This window comes from Pseudomonas sp. PB105, from assembly GCF_009764655.1.
Classification (GTDB): Bacteria; Pseudomonadota; Gammaproteobacteria; order Pseudomonadales; family Pseudomonadaceae; genus Aquipseudomonas; species Aquipseudomonas cyclaminis.
Map to the genome: position 1 here is coordinate 1 of NZ_RWIO01000092.1, position 15,752 is coordinate 15,752.

Below are 15,752 nucleotides of genomic sequence, written 5' to 3' on the forward strand. Positions count from 1 at the left end.
CCTTCACCGCGACCGACGAAGAAACCCCACGTTCGGGCCTGACGATCACCTTCACCGGCACCAGCAACGCGGATGGCTACTACAGCATCTCCGGCAACAACGTTGTGCTGACCCAAAAGGGCGCTGACTTCGTTAACGCCGGCAACCAGTTGCCGAAGATCGATCTGACCGTTACCGATCCATCAGGCGCGAACTCCAGCAACAGCGGCCAACCGACCGTCAATCTACATAACGACGTGCCGGTCATCACGGTTGCTGCTAACACCCTGGAAGAGAACTCTGCGACTGCGGGCACCGTCGCCGGTACCTTCGTTGCTAAAGACGAAGAAACCCCACGTTCGGGCCTGACGGTCACCTTCACCGGCACCAGCAACGCGGATGGCTACTACAGCATCTCCGGCAACAACGTTGTGCTGACCCAGAAAGGTGCTGATTTCGTTAACGCGGGCAATCAACTGCCGAAGATCGACCTGACCGTCACCGATCCTGATGGCGCGCACTCCAACAACAGTGGCCAACCGACCGTCAACTTGCATAACGACGTGCCAGTGATTGCAATCACGCCTGCCACAATTGTTGAGGACACCGCCAAAGTCGGCACCGTGGCCGGTACCTTCACGGCAAGCGACGAAGAAACCCCGGCCGCCCAACTGAAGATCACCTTCACCACCGGCACCAATGCGGATGGCTACTACAGCTTGTCCGGCAATAGCGTTGTGCTGACGCAGAAGGGCGCGGACTACGTCAACTCCGGTCATCAATTGCCGAAGATTGACCTGACCGTCACCGACGCTGACGGCGCCTACTCACACAGCATTGGCCAGCCGACCGTGACGTTGGTCGACGACACCCCTATCGCCAACAATGGCTACATCCAAGGCAACGAAGACACTTCGATCGAATTGATCTGGGCGAACTTCGGCGTCAGCGATGAAGACTCCGCAAACCCTAAAGTGGTGTTCACCAACCTGCCGGCCGGTTCGATCGAGTACAACGTCAACGGCGTGTGGGTTGCGCTGACCGCGTCTGACCTGAAAACCGCCACCTCGGCCGGCAAGTCGTTCAGCCAGGCTGATTTCGACAGTCACAACGTGCGTTACACCCCGGCGGCCAACGAGTCGGGCGATAACAGCTTCAGCGGCACAGGCGTGGGCAACAAGCAGAGCGATTACACCCAGCTGAAATTCCAGGCTACCGACGGTAATTCCTACAGCGACACCAAGATCATCACCGTGGATATCCACCCGGTGGCGGACGTGCCTGTCGTGGCGGTTGGCGCGTTCGGCGCTGTGCCGACAGGCCTGGTGATCCAGACCTGGACCGGCGGCACCCTGCGCAATGATTTGGGGACCAACGGTAACGGTGTGGCCAATTCCAGCGATCTGATCCGTGTGATCGACGCCAAGACAGCCGCCAGTGCGGCTTCCACCGGTGTGACCAACAACGTCAGCAACAGCAATGTGGTCGATGGCACCGCGACCAAGGTCTCCGGCCTGATCTACCTGGAAGCCGGCAAGAGCTACACCTTCACCGGTACGGCCGACGACAGCCTGGCCATTACCGTGGGCGGCAAGTTGGTTGCCACTGAGACCTGGAGCAAGGGCAGCGCGATTAGCGGGTCGAGCTACACGCCGACCGAGTCGGGTTACTACACCCTCGACATCTACCACTACAACCAGGCCGGCGCGGGCAACTACGACGTCAATGTGTCGATCAACAACGGCGTGTCGATGTCCCTGGGCAACAGCGGCCTGCAGACCTACACCAGCGTGGAAGCGTTGAAAGCCGCAGGTGCAGTGCTCGGCGATAGCCACGTGGTCAATGGCGAAGGCTATTACACCGGCTACGTCTACAACCGTGGCCTGGAAGACACCGCGATCAAGGTCAGCCCGATTACCACCACGTTTGTCGACAACGATGGCTCGGAGTCGCACAAGGTGCAAATCAGCGGCTTGCCAGCCGGTACCGTGATCACCGATGGCACCACGAGCATCACTTCCAATGGCAGCGGCACGCTCTACGATGTCAGCACCTGGAACCTGAAGACCCTGACGGTTACGCCGGCCAAGGATTCGACCGCCAGCTTCGACATCATCGTGAAAGCCACGGCCACCGAGTTGAGCACCGGCGCTTCGGCGGTGACGACCGGCAAAGTGAGCATCGTGATCACGGCGGTCAACGACGCCCCAACCCTGGACCTGAGCACTGCCGACGGTTCGGTCGCTACTGGCTTCAGCACCTCGTACACCGAACGTAGCACCAGCGGTGTTGCGATTACCGGCAGCGTGGCCATCGCTGATGTCGACAGCACCCAGATGCAAAGCGCCACCATCACCCTGAAAAACGCCAGTTCGGGCGATGTACTGAGCTCCAACCTGGTAGCCGTCGGGGGTACGTACAAAGGCATCACCGTGACCAGCGTCGGGACTGACGTCAGCGGCAAGATCGTGCTGACCCTGTCGGGCACGGCGGACGCGGCGACTTACAAGACGCTGCTTGAGTCGTTCCAGTACTCCAGCACCAGCAAGTACCCGACGCTGGGCGATCGCACCATTGATGTCTCGGTGACTGACAATGAGGGTGGCAACAGCCTGAGTTCGTTGGCGGCAACGACCACCATCACGGTCAAGCCTCAGGTCTACAACCCCGTCACGGAAGGCGGCGCTGCGGTGGACACCATCGACCTGGGTAACACCTCGGCGAACAACGTCGTGGTGGGTGACAAAGGGGGGATCACCACGCCGGGCACCAACTACAACATCGCGTTCCTCGTCGACACCTCGGGCAGTATCGGTAGTACCGCCATGAAGTCGATCAAGGCTCAACTGGCAAGCGTGTTCGATACGTTGATCGCCAATGCTGGCAGTAAAGATGCGGGCGTAGTGAAAGTGTTGCTGGTCGATTTCGACACTCGGGTCGAGGCGCAGGTCTCGGTCAACCTGGCTGACAAAACTGCCGCCAAAGCAGCCTTGCAGGCGGTATTGACCCAGATGACGTCCAACTCCAGCGACATGACCAACTATCAGGATGGGTTCAAAGCGGCGACTGACTGGTTCAAGAGCAGCGAAGCCACGAGCAACAAGGGCGCAACCAACCTGACGTACTTCATTACTGACGGCGCGCCAAACGTGTACACCGATGTGCGGGGCAACCCTACCCTGGGGACGAAAGACTATTACGGATGGGGGGCGAACGTTAACTTTGACAGTGTCGTCACCAACGCTACCTACGTCTTGGGTCAGAGCAACCCGCTCTATACGAGGGTCAATGGCTCGACGCAACTCATTGTCGATGGCGATGGCAAAGTCTATTCCTACGATGGCTACGGGAACCGGATGTACGAAGGCAACGTGGTGGCCAACAGCAGCGGCGGCTTTGACGTTGCGTCGGTCTACAACAACTCCAACACCGCATTGGCAAACGGCAAAACGGCCTACAACGATCTGGTCAACGCGGTTCCAGGCAAGGTTGTCGTCGAGGCCATCGGTCTGGGCAGCGACATTGATAGCACCGTGCTCAAACAGTTTGATACCGACAAGACGGTCTCCACCATCGACACCGCGAAGCTGGCGGATACCATCACCGGCCACACTGCCGATACCGGTGCCGACAACGTTTCCGGCGGTTCGGGCAACGACATCATCTTCGGCGACCTGATCAGCTACAAAGGCCAGGAAGGCAGCGCGGCGCTCAAGGCATTCGCTGCCGAGAAGCTGGCGACCACCGTCGATCAGATCGACGACCGCACCTTGCATCAGTACATCACTGAGCATGTGCAGGACGTCGGTGCCCTGGCCAACGCGTCGAACATCTACGGCACCAGCGATGGTGGCGACAACCTGATCGGCAACGCCGGCGATGACATCCTGTTCGGCCAGGGCGGTAACGACACGCTCTCCGGCGGTGCAGGCAATGACATCCTGGTGGGTGGCAAGGGTAACGACATCCTCACCGGCGGCGCGGGTGCCGATACCTTTGTGTGGCTCAAAGGCGACACCAACACCAGCGGTGGCTTTGATCGCATCACTGACTTCAAGCACGGCGAAGGCGACAAGCTGGACCTGTCCGACTTGCTGCAAGGCAATAACGACACCAACCTGTCGAGCTACCTGAGGTTGACCACCGACTCGGCGGGCAACTCGACGCTGAGCGTGAGCAGCACCGGGTCGTTCACCGGCACCAACGGCGGCACGGCAGATGTGACGATCAAGGTGGACGGCGCGAGCTGGGGCAGTGGCGCCGCTGCGATCAATAGCCTGATCGCCGGTGGCGACTTGACCGTCAAGCACCACGACTGATCACCAGCGGGGCGTCAATCTTTCGGGATTGGCGCCCCTTTGGCATGCGCTTTGGGGAAATGTGTGTAATCTCTGTGGGAGCCGTGTGCGGCGCCTGCAGGGATTTTTTATTGGGAGAGGGCTGATGTTCTACGTGCAACGCGATCAATACAACGCTTTGGTGCGTGTCGAGGCGCAGGCCTTCGCAGAAGCCACTGAGACGCTACCGGCTGACCATCATGAGATCCAGGCGTGGTTTGCCGACGATGAGATTGAGAACAGCCTAAAGCAGCTCAAGAGCAGTGACCTTGAGATGATCCGCGTACTGGACGACTTGATCCAGGTGCTGATCACCAAGAACGTGATGAGCATCACCGACTTGCCCCCGGCGGCGCAGACCAAGTTCCTGGAGCGTACCCATGCCCGGGCGGCGCTGGGTGGCTTGAGCGAGCTGATCAATGACGAAGAAACCGGCCTGATCTGACGCGCACCTCCTTCACGGCGTGAGCGTCAAGGAGGCGTGATTATTCTGAGCTTCACTTCCAGGGCGCCGGTTCACCGACCAATTGGCCTTGCACCCCTTCAATCCCCATCTCGCGGATCACCCGCAACTCTCCCTCGGTTTCCACGCGCTCGGCAATCAACGGCAGGTCAATGCTGTGGGCTGCACGCTGGATGGCTTCGATAAAGAAGCGTTTGTGGCTTTCCTGATCAATATCGCGGATGTAACTGCCGTCGATCTTGAGGTAGGCCAGGCCCAGGTGCGCGAGGTTGCCGATCATGCTGAAGCGCCCGCCGAAGCGTTGCAGGCCAAGGCTGTAGCCGAGGCCGCGCATGCGCCGGATCAAACGCTCCAGCTGCGTCTGTTCGGGCACTTGTTCTTCACCGATTTCCAGGGTCAGGCGTTCGCCCAACAGCGGGTGTTGGGCCAGGCGTTCGAACATGTGCTCCAGGGCTTGCGGGTCGTTCAGGGTGGCTGCCGACAGGTTCAGCGCGACCGATTGGTTGTGCTGGCCCAAGTGGGCGATCACCAGATCGAGCATTACCTGGTCGAGGCGCGCGGTCCAGCCGAAGCGCTCCAGCCATGGCAGGAAATGCCCGGCGGCAATGGTCTGGTCCTGGCTGTCGAGCAGGCGCGACAGCACTTTGTAATGCAGGACCTGGCGGATATCGTTGCTGCTCACCACCGGCTGGAAGAACAGGCGGAAGCGACCCTGGCTCAGGGCGGTGTCGAGCAGGGTGTGCCAGCTGTGCGGGTCGTCACTGACGGTGTCGAGGGTTTGATGGGTCAGGCACACCCAGCTTTGCAGGCTGTTGGCTTCGGCCTGCGTGAGCGCCTGGTCAGCCAGCATCAGCAGGTCTGCCGAGGCGTCGCCGGGGTTGTAAGGGGCCAGGCCGATGTAGGCCACGGTGGGCATGTCGGTGGCGCCGGTTTCATGCAGGCTCTGCAAGGTGGCTTCCAGTTCCTGGGCCAACTGCACGGCCTCGTCACGCACCAGGCCCGGCGCGAGCACGGCAAACTCGCCACCTCGGCTGCGCGTGATCAGGTTGTGGGTTTCCGGGTATTTGGCGCAGGTGCGCACCAGTTGCTGGCTGACGGCTTGCAGCAACTGGTCGGTGCGCTGCCCGCCCAGACGCTGATTGAGGCCACCCAGGTCGTTGACCCGCAGCATCAGCAGGTAGCCTGAGCTGGACTCTTCCAGGTTGCTGACCCGCGATTGCAGCTGCATCTCGAAATAGCGACGGTTGGCCAGCCCGGTCAGGCTGTCCTGGTAGGACTCCACCCGTAGCTTCTCGCTGCGCTCGGTCTGCTCGTGGAATAGCGCCTTGAGCTTCTCCACCATCTGGTTCATGGCCTGCACCACGCGGCGCAGTTCCGGGGTGCGGGGCAGGTCGGGCAAGCTGAGGAACTCTCGACGCGCGATAGCGTGGGACTGCTCCACCATATAGTCCAAAGGCCTGAGCTGACGACGCAGCAACAGCGCGCCCAGTACCGCACTCACCGCGCCACAGACCAGCAGCCAAACCAGACTGCCCAGCGCGCTTTGCCAGAGTTTGGCCAGGGCAAACATCGGGTGACTGACCACTTCGACCCGCGCTGCCTGCTGCCAGCCACGGCTGACGATGGCATCGCCGCCGGCCGGCGCGAGGCCGATCATCTTGACGAACCAGGCCGGCACGCTGCTGGCATCCGGCTCGGCGGCACGCTCCACCAGCACCTGGTCATTGCTCAGGTCCACCACGCGAATGCTCGCGTAGTAGCCGCTGTCGAAGATCGAACTGACCATCAGTTCGGTCATTGCCGGGTCATCGATGTTCGGCGTCAACGACAGGGCCAGCGCTGTGGCCGCGTCCTGCGCGTGGGAGCGCAACTGGTTGACGTACTGGGTACGCGAACTTTCCAGGCTGACGAAGAAGCTACCGCTGAACGCGACCACCAGGAACACGCAGATAGCGATCAGCAATTGTTTGAACAGTGACATCGTAGCTCCTGTTAATTATCCGAACTGGCCGGAAACCCTTCAGCGGTCATTTTTTTCAAGACGTCCAACCAGCGTGAGAGACGCTTGGTGTCACCGACTTTTTTGTTCCCGCCTGCGCCGGTCAGCCACAGCCCTTCACCGTTGAACGCGTAGACCGGCAGCAGGTCTGCGCGCTGGCTGGCGGGCAAAATGGCGTCCATCAGGCTGTCCAGCACCAGGGGCATGGCTTCGGGGCTGGCATAGTACGTCAGCACCATGTGCGCGCGATTCTGGCGTAAGGCTTTAACGTAGGTAATCCGCAGTTTTTCGGCGGGCACCCCCAAGTGACGCAGGCTGAAGTACTTGGCGATGGCGTAGTCTTCGCAATCGCCAGCGCCTTTCCACAGGGATTGAATTGGGGTCGCCCAATAATCAATTTCGTGCCACAGGTCGATGTCTTCTTCGTAGCGCAACTGGCGGTTGAAGAACAGATTCACCACGTTGAGCTGCTCTGCCTCACTCACCTGCTTCTGCGTCGCCAGCAATTGTTGCCAGGCATCAATGCGCTGGCGCCCCGGCCCCAGCGGCCCATAAAGCGACTCGGCGCGGCGGCTGATCTGGCTGAAATCCCAATCGGCGAGCAAATCGCCCAGCAGGCCGCCACCCAGCAACAGCGTGATGGCGAGGCCGTACAGAATCCGAGGGAGTTTAAAGCGTATCGCCACTGCGATTACCCAAGCTTGCAGCATTGAAGGTGCGGCAATGGTGCGGTGATATAGGGTAAAAAACAATGGCACGATGAAATCACCGCCATTGAATTGTAGTAATAGTCCGTCAGTAAATTGGCTAATTTCCGCTCGTCTGAAAGGCTGGCTCGACTTTCATCAAAATAATGACACTTCCCTAGCGCTGTCACAGAATGAAGCAATGAAAACGCCTACAAAAAGACCTGCGGTGAAGCCGTACCTTGCTGATCTTTCCACGTCTTTATATGGCGCCGTGAAGGAGCTCCGGCCATGAGCCGCACTGATGATCTATTTGCCCTGTTCGGCAAGAGCGTTTCCCGCGACCCCACGGGAAAAAACGCCCGCCTGCATTTTTTTGGCAGCATTCCTTTCGACGATGGCACACGGGTGAATCAGAAAGAGGGTTCGCGCTTTGGGGCCCATGCCTCCCACGCCAATGAACATCACCACCATGAGTCATTGACCGCGCTGCGCCCGACGGTAGTCGCGCTGGTGTCCGTCAATGGCGGCGTTGGCCGCAGTACGCTGGCCACGGCGCTGAGCAGCGGTCTGCAGCGTCTGGGTGAGTCGGTCGTGGCGCTGGACCTGGATCCTCAGAACGCTTTGCGCCAGCACTTCGGTGTGGACCATGAGCTTCCCGGCCTGGCCCGCAGCAGCCTGCTCAACACACCATGGAACACCATCCTGCAATCGGGTTTTGCCGGTTGCCAGGTGATTCCCTTCGGCGACGCGGACACCCAGCAGCAGGAAAACCTGCAACGCTGGTTGACGCGGGAGCCGAAGTGGCTGGCCCAGCGCCTGGCGGCATTGGACCTGAGCGAACGGCACACCGTGATCGTCGATACTCCCGCCGGCAACAACGTCTACCTCCATCAAGCGTTGAGCGTGGCCGATATCGTGCTGGTCGTCGCCCAACCGAACGCCGCCTGTCTCGGCACGCTGGATCAACTGGATGCGCTGCTGGCACCCCACCTTGAGCGTGCACGTCCACCGCGTTGCCACTTGGTGATCAACCAACTGGATGAAAACTCGGCGTTCAACCTGGACATGCTTGATGCGTTCAAGCTGCGTCGCAGTGATTACCCTTTGGAAGTCATACACCGCGATCCGGCGATCAGCGAAGGCCTGGCCTTTTCTACCGACCCTCTGGACAACGCGGTTACAAGCCTGGCGGGTGATGACATCAACGACCTTTGCCGGTTACTGATCGCTCGCAAAAAACGCCTGTAAAGCACGGGTTTTACGCTTGACGCCAGATGCTTATGCACAATCGGTCGGATGCAGTTGTCATGAAATAGCCGTTTTGTGGAGCGGTTCTCAACACACTGCAACTGCCTGTTTTACGTGCGTTTTATGGTGTGAGTAAAAAATGAACATCGTGGCTTTTGGCCTGTAGCGTAGACGGCTACAGGCTCTGTAAAGAATTCATCAACAGAGTTATCCACAGGCTGGGGTGCGACAATTTCGCCCTTTAATCGCGCTCGGCAAGCACCAACAAGTTGCGCGGTGTCAACGCCGCGTCGCAGAAGCTGCCTACTTCAACCCTGTAGCCACGCTCGCTGAGAAACAGTGCCCGATCCAGCACCAGCCACACTTCCAGCGGGCGCCGAAACAGACCGCGCACCAATTCCAGATTCCTGACCTCAGCCAAACGCTGCCAACCGTGCGTCTCCAGTGCCGCCCAATCCTGTTTGCCTGTGGATAACCCTTTGAGGCGGGCCAGCTCGTGGCAGTAGTCGGCGAAGGGTTTGTCCAGCCAGTGGGCGGGCAGGGACGGCGTGGGCAGGTAGTCGTCGCAGCCGCGTAACTGGCGTTGCAACTGATCGAAACCGAGGCGCCGGGCCATGGACGTGTCCCGTTGCAGGCGCACGCGTTTGCCGGCGGTGACGGTTTCGCTGAGGGGCAGGCCGAGGTCGTCGACCGACAACTGCAAGGTGGAAGCGCGGGCGGCTACGGACAGTGGCTGGTAAGTGTGTGCATGGGTTCGGTTATAGCAGCACGGCGCCAATGCCAGTTGCTTGCAGCCGGCGGCGCTGGCCACTTGCAGCAGGCGTACGTGCAAATCGCCGCAGGCATGCAGGGCGACGGGGGTATGTTCGGCGCTGATGGCGACATCGGCCATCACGTCTTGCAAACGATGGGTGACGGGCAGGCCGTGGTGCTCGCTCAAGGCTTGGCCGGACGCGACCAGGGCCGGGTCGTATTCCAGGCAGGTCAGCTGTTGGTCTGTGTGCAGCAGGCGGCGACCAAGGTGGCCTTTGCCGGCGCACCAGTCCAGCCAATGCTGGGGTGTTTGCGCAAAGTGCAGCGCCGCGCCGAAGGCTTCGATCTGTTGCCATTTGCGGCCGGGGACATCGACATTCAGGCGATGCGCGGCGGGATGCAGGGGCTGCGTCGGTAACTTATCCACAGTGCCGAGTTGCAGCGCTTGCAAGGCAATCTGTGGAAACGGCGCGGGAGCGGGCAGCTCATGGGGCTGGTTGTGGCTGGCTTCAGCCTCGGCCAACGAGCGTTGGCGCAGCCACTGGGCCAGCTCGGGGTGTTCGCGTTCCCAGGGCAGTTGGCGATGCGTAAAGGGCCGTGGTCGCCACAGCCCTTGATGCTCGATCAGAAACGCATCCAGCGCCCGGAAGCGCGCTTCAACGTCCCTGGCAGGCATCGACGCGCAGCCAGCGTTCCAGCAGTTTGAAGCCGCGTACCAGCAGGAACGAGATCAACAGGTAGAACACGCCGGCGGTGAAGAACATTTCCACCGTCAGGTAGTTGCGCGCAATGATCGTGCGGGCCATACCGGTCAGTTCCAGCAGGGTCACGGTGCTCGCCAGTGAACTGGCCTTGAGCATCAGGATCACTTCGTTGCTATAGGCCGGCAAGCCGATGCGCGCCGCACGCGGCAAGATGATGTAGAACAGCGTTTTGGGCCTGGACATGCCCAGCGCACGGGCTGCTTCAATTTCTCCAGGCGGAATGGCCTGGATGGCGCCACGCAGGATCTCGGCGATATAGGCCGCGGTGTGCAGCGTCATGGTGGCGGTGGCACACCAGAACGGGTCGCGCAGGTATTTCCACATGAAGCTTGAGCGGATGCTGTCGAATTGAGCCAGGCCGTAATAGACCAGGAACAACTGCACCAGCAGCGGCGTGCCCCGGAAGAAGAAAATGTAGGCGTAGGGCAGCGAGCGCACATACCAGCGCTTGGAAGAACGTGCGATACCCAGCGGGATGGCGAGGATCAAACCCAGGATCACGGCGATGCTGACGAGTTCCAGGGTCAGGATGGCGCCCTGGATAAACTTCGGCAGCCACTTGATGATGACTTCCCATTCCATTACGTCGTCCTCACGAAGCCGCGGGCGGCGCGTTTTTCCAGGTAGTGCATGGCCACCATCGACAGTGAGGTCAGGCCCAGGTAGATGAGCGCGGCGACCATGTAGAAAGTGAACGGCTGTTTGGTGACGGTGACGGCGATCTGCGCGTGGCGCATGATTTCTTCGAGGCCGATGACCGTGACCAGCGCGGTGTCTTTCATCAGGATCAGGAACAGGTTACCCAGCCCCGGCAGGGCGATGCGCCACATCTGCGGCATGATCAAGCGGGTAAAGATGCGGAACTTCGACAGGCCCAGCGCCACACCGGCTTCGCGGTGGCCCTTGGGAATGGAGATAATTGCGCCGCGCAGCACTTCGGTGGCGTAGGCGCCGAAACACAGCCCCAGCGCAATGACGCCGGCGGCGAAGGCGCTCAGGGACAGGTCGGGGATGTTGAACAGCTCACCCAGTTCGCGCATGGCGTTGATGGTGCCGAAGTAAATCAGCAACACCCACAACAGTTCCGGCACGCCGCGAACGATGGTCGAGTAAGTCCCGCCCAGCCATTGCAGAGGCTTGTACGCAGAAGTCTTGGCCAAGGCCCCGGCCAGGCCGAGGACCAGCCCCAGGCATAAGGCCGTGAGCGCCAGTTTGACGGTCATCAGCGCGCCGGCAGCGAGCGCGGGGCCGAATCCGTAGAGATCGAAATTCATGGTGTTTTCATATCGCGGCAGGCATTGCTGGAAGCCGACGCGCTCAGGTGAGCGCGCCGGTCAGGCCGTTCAGGTCATTCGATGCTGAACGGGAAGTACTTGTCGTTGATCTTCTTGTAGGTGCCGTCTGCCTTGATCTCTGCCAGGGCTTTGTTCAGGCGATCGCGCAGTGGGTCGCCCTTGCGTACGGCGATACCGATCTTGTCGCTTTCTACAACTGGGTCACCCTTGAACTCGTAGGCCGAACCGTCTTTGCTCTTGAGCCATTCGTACTGCACGTACTTGTCGGCGAGAATCCCGTCCAGGCGACCAGAAGTCAGGTCGAGGTAGGCGTTTTCCTGGGTGTCGTAGAGCTTGGCTTCGGTATCCGGCAGCTTGTCTTCCAGGTAGGTACCGGCCAGCGTTGCGCGCTGGGCGCCGATGACCTTGCCCTTCAGGTAAGCGGCGTCGGTCTTGAAGTCTGCAGTGGCTTTAGGGGCGATGAACTGCAGTTTGTTGGAGTAGTACGGGTCGGTGAAGTCGACGGCTTGCTTGCGTTCATCGGTGATGGACAGCGAGGACACCAGGAAGTCGAACTTCTTGGCATTCAGGGCCGGGATGATGCCGTCCCAGTCGGACACGTACACTTCGCACTTTTCGACTTTCATCTTGGCGCACAGGGCGTCGCCGATGTCCTTGTCGAAGCCGACGACGTTGCCGCTGGCGTCTTTATTGTTGAAGGGCGGGTAGGCCGCTTCGATCCCCATTTTCAAGGTTTCTGCCATGGCCGTGGCGCTGAACGCCATCGAGACGGCCGCGGCCAGAAGGAATTTTTTATAGTTCTGCATGCATGTTGCTCCGTTAGCGGTTGCTGGACATGAATTGTTTGCAGCGCGCCGAAAGCGGGTTTTCAAACACCTGCTGTGGCGATCCTTGCTCTTCGATCAGGCCTTGGTGCAGAAACACCACTTCACTGGATACCTGACGGGCGAAGCCCATTTCATGGGTGACCAGCAGCATGGTGCGACCTTCCTCGGCCAGCGCGCGGATCACATTAAGTACTTCCTGGACCATTTCCGGGTCAAGGGCAGAAGTGGGCTCGTCAAACAGGATGACTTTAGGCTGCATCGCCAGGGTGCGCGCGATGGCGGCCCGTTGTTGCTGGCCGCCGGACAATTGCGCGGGGTAGGCGTGGCGCTTGTCGGCGATGCCGACCTTGTCCAGCAGGGCTTCGGCCACTTCTATGGCTTCGGCCTTGCTCTGGCCGAGCACACGGCGGGGCGCCTCGATGATGTTGTCGAGGATGCTCATGTGCGGCCACAGGTTAAAGTTTTGAAACACAAAACCGATTTCGCTGCGCAGGCGGTTGATCTGCTTGCCGTCGGCGGCCATCAACTCACCGTTTTTCGCGGCCTTTAGCTTGAGTTCTTCGCCGGCCACCAGGATCTGGCCCTGATGTGGGTTTTCCAGCAGGTTGATGCAACGCAGGAACGTGGACTTGCCGGAACCGGAGGAACCCAGGATCGAGATCACATCGCCGTCGCGAGCGGTCAGCGAGATACCTTTGAGTACCTCCAGCTCACCATAGCGTTTATGCAAGTTGCGGATTTCAAGCGCGGGCGTGGCCTCGGCCATGTGCGGTCCTCATTGTGTTCGTTGCGATCCTGCTGTTGGGACGCCTTCCTGGCGAGGCGCCAAGCTAGCATAGCGCCCGGACGACACCAACAGCCCCGCGGAGGGTAAACAGACGGTGTGCGGCAGGGTGTCGCATCGGCACAGCAGCGTGTCGCGCCATCAACAACCGAACAACCGTTTGATCCCGGTAAACCGCAGGCTTCGCGTAAAAAAGGGCGCGATGGTGCCAGCTTTGGCCGGGTGTTGGAAGGGTTAAACGGGCAAACGGTAGCTATCAGCCCCTTTATGGCGCGCCACGTACTTTTTGTGTGTGTTTTTGGTGCGCTGGTTCGTCTTGAATGTGAGTCGCGCGGTAACGCTATAGCGGAATGCCATTATTATCAATGAGTTGCAATGGCTGACGAATCGTCCTACAGCCCGCGTCAATCGCGACTTCGTAACATTTTGGCGCAGATCTTGCGTAAAAAATAAAGAACGCCCTGTTGGTTTCTTTTCACGAGGAAGATCCCAGGCCGGGCGAACCGTTTTCGCAATTCCTCGCAAAGGTGTGTCAATGAGTAGTACGCAAAGCTCCAATGACCTCGAACAGGGGCTCAAACCGCGTCACGTCACCATGCTGTCGATTGCCGGCGTTATTGGTGCCGGTCTGTTTGTTGGCTCCGGTCACGCGATTGCTGCCGCCGGCCCCGCTGTCCTGTTGGCGTATGCCGCTGCGGGTACGCTGGTGGTATTGGTGATGCGTATGTTGGCCGAGATGGCCGTGGCGTCGCCGGATACCGGTTCGTTTTCCACCTACGCCGACCGTGCGATCGGTCACTGGGCCGGTTTCACCATTGGCTGGCTGTATTGGTGGTTCTGGGTGCTGGTGATTCCGTTGGAAGCCAACGCCGCTGCGACCATCCTCCACGCTTGGTTCCCGGATGTGGCCATCTGGGCCTTTACCCTGATCATCACTTTGTTGCTCACGGCGACCAACCTCTTCAGCGTGAAGAACTACGGCGAGTTCGAGTTCTGGTTTGCGCTGATCAAGGTCGTGGCGATTGTGGGCTTTGTGATCCTCGGCCTGGCCGCGATTTTCGGCTTCCTGCCGACCAGCCAGGTCAGTGGCGTTTCACACCTGTTCGACACCCAAGGCTTTATGCCGAACGGCATGGGCGCCGTATTGGCTGCGATCCTGACCACCATGTTCTCGTTCATGGGCACCGAGATCGTCACCATTGCAGCGGCCGAATCGAAGAACCCAGGGCAGCAAATCACCAAGGCCACCAATTCGGTGATCTGGCGGATTGGCTTGTTCTACCTGTTGTCGATCTTCATCGTCGTGTCCCTGGTGCCGTGGAACGATCCGACCCTGGCGGCGGTAGGTTCCTACCAGACTGTGCTGGAACGCATGGGTATTCCGAATGCCAAGCTGATCGTCGACCTGGTGGTATTGGTTGCCGTGACCAGCTGCCTGAACTCGGCGCTGTACACCGCTTCGCGCATGCTGTTCTCCTTGGGCCGTCGCGGTGATGCACCGGCCGTGGCCAAGCGCACCAACAAGAGCGGCACGCCTTACTGGGCGGTGTTGCTGTCCACCGGTGCTGCGTTCCTGGCGGTGTTTGCCAACTATGTGGCGCCGGCGGCGGTGTTCGAATTCCTGCTGGCCAGCTCCGGCGCCATCGCATTGCTGGTGTACCTGGTGATCGCGGTGTCGCAACTGCGCATGCGTCAGAAGCGTACGGCGGCGGGCGAGAAAATCGTCTTCAAGATGTGGCTGTTCCCTGGCCTGACCTATGCGGTGATGGTGTTTATCGTGGGTACGCTGACCATCATGCTGTTCCAGGAAGCGCACCGGGTCGAGATTATCGCGACGGGGGTTTTGAGCTTGCTGGTCGTGGTCGCGGGGTTGGTTGTGGCGAGCCGTCGCAAGGCGCAGAGAGCCGGCGCTGCGGTGCTTAACTGACGAAATGCGGTAAAAAATGTGGGAGGGGCGGTGCGACGATTCGACTTGGCCCCTCCCACATTGGGTTCTGCGTCAGTCTTGCGAGTTGGTCAGCGCTTGGGACGCCGCCAGGTAATCCGCCTGGAACTCTGGCGACTCGATCCACGCCAGTGCCGCCGCTTCATCGTCACTGTCCGTGGCCCACTGCCGATACTCGATCAGCGCCGCCAGGATAAAGTCCGTGGCTTCTTCTTCGCCTTCCTGTTCCAGCACCAGCGCCAGCAGCGGGTGTGCCAGGAATGCTGCGCACAATGCCTGTTGGCTGGTCTCGCCAGCGGTGCGCATCTCCACAAACAGCTCGGTCAAGTCCACCGACTCAAGGTCAATGCGGCTGTCATCACCTGCAAACGCATCCGGCTTGGTCGCCACGGCGCGTTGAGTACGGTTTTGCTTGGCCTTGGTCTTTGCCCGCTGGGCACGTTTTTGCTGCTTGTTCGGCGAGGCCATGGGCTCAACGTCCTAAGGTTCTGGATCTGGGTGGGTATTGAAGCGCAGGTTGGGGCAAATCCCAAGGGTTGCGGGTGTGTTTCGTCACGCGCAGCCCTGTGCTCCAGTTTTATTTTTTAGTAACCGTTAACCGATTTGCCAGCACTTGTCTGAGCTTTTGCTGGGTCATTAACCTCCGACGCTCGCGCCACTCGTTGGACG

12 protein-coding genes are annotated in these 15,752 nt (G+C 60.0%); 4 read left to right on the top strand and 8 right to left on the bottom strand.

Going from position 1 to position 15,752, the window contains the following annotated elements; all coding sequences use genetic code 11:
- Both EJD88_RS21810 and EJD88_RS21815 read left to right on the top strand, forming a co-directional pair.
- Positions 1–4,298 (top strand): type I secretion C-terminal target domain-containing protein (locus tag EJD88_RS21810; RefSeq protein ID WP_158879017.1); only part of this gene is annotated, 4,298 nt, incomplete at its 5' end.
- A 124-nt stretch (positions 4,299–4,422) separates the two neighbouring features.
- The gene (locus tag EJD88_RS21815; protein WP_158879018.1) at positions 4,423–4,761 is read left to right on the top strand and encodes a tryptophan synthase subunit beta; all 339 of its coding nucleotides are present in this window, start codon (positions 4,423–4,425) and stop codon (positions 4,759–4,761) included.
- A gap of 52 nt (positions 4,762–4,813) precedes the next feature.
- Here EJD88_RS21815 and lapD read toward each other — a convergent pair whose 3' ends face one another.
- Positions 4,814–6,760: a cyclic di-GMP receptor LapD gene (lapD, locus tag EJD88_RS21820; RefSeq protein WP_112193008.1), complete on the bottom strand. Its 1,947-nt coding sequence runs from the start codon at positions 6,758–6,760 to the stop codon at positions 4,814–4,816.
- Between the two features lie 11 nt (positions 6,761–6,771).
- Positions 6,772–7,488, bottom strand: a complete 717-nt coding sequence (gene lapG, locus EJD88_RS21825) for a cysteine protease LapG (RefSeq protein ID WP_099583885.1) — start codon at positions 7,486–7,488, stop codon at positions 6,772–6,774.
- A gap of 267 nt (positions 7,489–7,755) precedes the next feature.
- Between lapG and bcsQ the strand changes: the two genes are divergently transcribed.
- Positions 7,756–8,715: a cellulose biosynthesis protein BcsQ gene (gene bcsQ, locus EJD88_RS21830; RefSeq protein WP_158879019.1), complete on the top strand. Its 960-nt coding sequence runs from the start codon at positions 7,756–7,758 to the stop codon at positions 8,713–8,715.
- A 241-nt stretch (positions 8,716–8,956) separates the two neighbouring features.
- Here bcsQ and EJD88_RS21835 read toward each other — a convergent pair whose 3' ends face one another.
- From EJD88_RS21835 to EJD88_RS21855, 5 genes are all read right to left on the bottom strand, one after another.
- Positions 8,957–10,144 carry a methyltransferase gene (locus tag EJD88_RS21835; RefSeq protein WP_158879020.1) on the bottom strand — a complete coding sequence of 396 codons (1,188 nt, stop codon included), beginning with the start codon at positions 10,142–10,144 and terminating at the stop codon, positions 8,957–8,959.
- On the bottom strand, positions 10,125–10,814 hold the full coding sequence (locus EJD88_RS21840; protein WP_099583882.1) for an ABC transporter permease: 690 nt from the start codon (positions 10,812–10,814) through the stop codon (positions 10,125–10,127). The genes EJD88_RS21835 and EJD88_RS21840 overlap by 20 nt, the downstream gene beginning before the upstream one ends.
- A complete protein-coding gene (locus tag EJD88_RS21845; protein WP_099583881.1) occupies positions 10,814–11,506 on the bottom strand; it encodes an ABC transporter permease in 693 nt (230 codons plus the stop codon). Before EJD88_RS21845 ends, EJD88_RS21840 begins: the two co-directional genes overlap by 1 nt.
- A 74-nt stretch (positions 11,507–11,580) precedes the next feature.
- Positions 11,581–12,333 (bottom strand): ABC transporter substrate-binding protein, encoded by a 753-nt coding sequence (locus EJD88_RS21850; protein ID WP_158879021.1) that lies wholly within the window; start codon positions 12,331–12,333, stop codon positions 11,581–11,583.
- Between the two features lie 13 nt (positions 12,334–12,346).
- Entirely contained in the window at positions 12,347–13,120 is a 774-nt protein-coding gene (locus tag EJD88_RS21855) for an ABC transporter ATP-binding protein (RefSeq protein WP_065925764.1), read from the bottom strand.
- 553 nt (positions 13,121–13,673) lie between these two features.
- Here EJD88_RS21855 and gabP point away from each other — a divergent pair.
- A complete protein-coding gene (gene gabP / locus EJD88_RS21860; protein ID WP_112193011.1) occupies positions 13,674–15,065 on the top strand; it encodes a GABA permease in 1,392 nt (463 codons plus the stop codon).
- Between the two features lie 72 nt (positions 15,066–15,137).
- On the opposite strand, the gene EJD88_RS21865 is transcribed toward gabP, so the two are convergent.
- Positions 15,138–15,551: a hypothetical protein gene (locus EJD88_RS21865; protein ID WP_099583879.1), complete on the bottom strand. Its 414-nt coding sequence runs from the start codon at positions 15,549–15,551 to the stop codon at positions 15,138–15,140.
- Between the last annotated feature and the right edge of the window lie 201 nt (positions 15,552–15,752).

Coding starts and splice junctions, on each gene's coding strand:
- EJD88_RS21815 (WP_158879018.1), top strand. CDS start 4,423: ATGTTCTACGTGCAACGCGATCAATACAACGCTTTGGTGCGTGTCGAG.
- lapD (WP_112193008.1), bottom strand. CDS start 6,760: ATGTCACTGTTCAAACAATTGCTGATCGCTATCTGCGTGTTCCTGGTG.
- lapG (WP_099583885.1), bottom strand. CDS start 7,488: ATGCTGCAAGCTTGGGTAATCGCAGTGGCGATACGCTTTAAACTCCCT.
- bcsQ (WP_158879019.1), top strand. CDS start 7,756: ATGAGCCGCACTGATGATCTATTTGCCCTGTTCGGCAAGAGCGTTTCC.
- EJD88_RS21835 (WP_158879020.1), bottom strand. CDS start 10,144: ATGCCTGCCAGGGACGTTGAAGCGCGCTTCCGGGCGCTGGATGCGTTT.
- EJD88_RS21840 (WP_099583882.1), bottom strand. CDS start 10,814: ATGGAATGGGAAGTCATCATCAAGTGGCTGCCGAAGTTTATCCAGGGC.
- EJD88_RS21845 (WP_099583881.1), bottom strand. CDS start 11,506: ATGAATTTCGATCTCTACGGATTCGGCCCCGCGCTCGCTGCCGGCGCG.
- EJD88_RS21850 (WP_158879021.1), bottom strand. CDS start 12,333: ATGCAGAACTATAAAAAATTCCTTCTGGCCGCGGCCGTCTCGATGGCG.
- EJD88_RS21855 (WP_065925764.1), bottom strand. CDS start 13,120: ATGGCCGAGGCCACGCCCGCGCTTGAAATCCGCAACTTGCATAAACGC.
- gabP (WP_112193011.1), top strand. CDS start 13,674: ATGAGTAGTACGCAAAGCTCCAATGACCTCGAACAGGGGCTCAAACCG.
- EJD88_RS21865 (WP_099583879.1), bottom strand. CDS start 15,551: ATGGCCTCGCCGAACAAGCAGCAAAAACGTGCCCAGCGGGCAAAGACC.